Origin of the sequence: Primorskyibacter marinus, assembly GCF_003313245.1 — a bacterium.
Classification (GTDB): domain Bacteria; phylum Pseudomonadota; class Alphaproteobacteria; order Rhodobacterales; family Rhodobacteraceae; genus Primorskyibacter; species Primorskyibacter marinus.
This window is the reverse complement of sequence record NZ_QJSD01000054.1, coordinates 1-1,100: the sequence shown is the minus strand read 5'-3', so window position 1 is coordinate 1,100 and position 1,100 is coordinate 1. Positions and strand designations below refer to the sequence as shown.

Sequence of the window (1,100 nt, the reverse complement as noted above, 5' to 3'; positions counted from 1 at the left end):
GCTGGCTGAACCGCCCCGGTTTTACCGGAGAGGGTTTGTTTCAATAGTTGGGCTGCTTTTTCGTCCTCGTTCAAGCTGTCGTAGAAAGCCTCCTCTGCTTCTTGTGGCGTGACATATCCGATAGCGCTGTGCAGGCGTGTGTTGTTATACCAGTCGACCCATTTCAGGGTTTCCCATTCGGCCTGACCAACCGATTTCCAGGGGCCGAGGAAATTGATGCCCTCAGTCTTGAAGAGGCCGATGATGCTTTCAGCCAAGGCGTTGTCGTAACTGTCACCGACGCTGCCGACCGAGGTGTCGATGCCGGCCTCGGCCAGTCTTCGGTGTACCTGTTCGACAGGTATTGGCTGCCGCGATCGCTGTGATGGATCAGCTTGTCAGCCTCGGAGGGTGGGCGCTGACAGATGGCCTGGTTCAGGGCATCCAAGACGAAACCAGTCGTCATCGAGGTCGAGGCACGCCAGCCAACGATCTTGCGGGCGAAAACGCCGATGGTGAAGGTCACGCAGACCATGCCCTGCCAGCTTGAGACATAGGTGAAATCGCTGACCCAGAGTTGGTTCGGCATGTCTGCCACGAAAGCGCGGTTCACCTTGTCGTCCGGGCAAGGCTGTGCCGCATCGGGATTGGTGGTGACGACCTTCTTGCTGCGCACAACACCTTGCAATCCCATGGTTCGCATCAGCCGTTCCACCGTGCAGCGGGCGATGTCGTGATCGCCTCGGCGCAACTGGTGCCAAACCTTGCGCGCGCCATATCGTCCCCGGCTGCCATCGAGGGCCTCCTTGATGGCGACCATGTCCAGCCGGTCCTGCCTGGTGCGAGCCGATGCCGGATCGGGATCACGCTCCACGGCCTTGAAGGCGTAGAAAGTCGATGGTGCGATCCCCAGAAACCGGCAGATCGGCCTGACACCATGGACATAACGGTGATCATCGATGAACGCGATCATTTGCGGAACGGACGGCCGAGTTCCGCCGCTGCGAAATATGCGCTGGCCTTCTTCAGGATCTCGTTGGCTTGGCGAAGTTCACGAACCTCGCGCTCCAACTCCTTGATCCGGTCTTTCTCCGCGCTCGTCAGACCGCTACGCTGACCGG

At 59.5% G+C, this 1,100-nt stretch carries 1 pseudogene and 1 other annotated feature; the pseudogene reads right to left on the bottom strand.

Annotated features, from left to right (window positions below):
• A pseudogene (locus DMZ65_RS19340) lies at positions 1–1,100 on the bottom strand (IS3 family transposase); the annotation flags it as partial.
• Positions 878–994, bottom strand: a sequence feature (AL1L pseudoknot). (Overlaps the previous pseudogene by 117 nt.)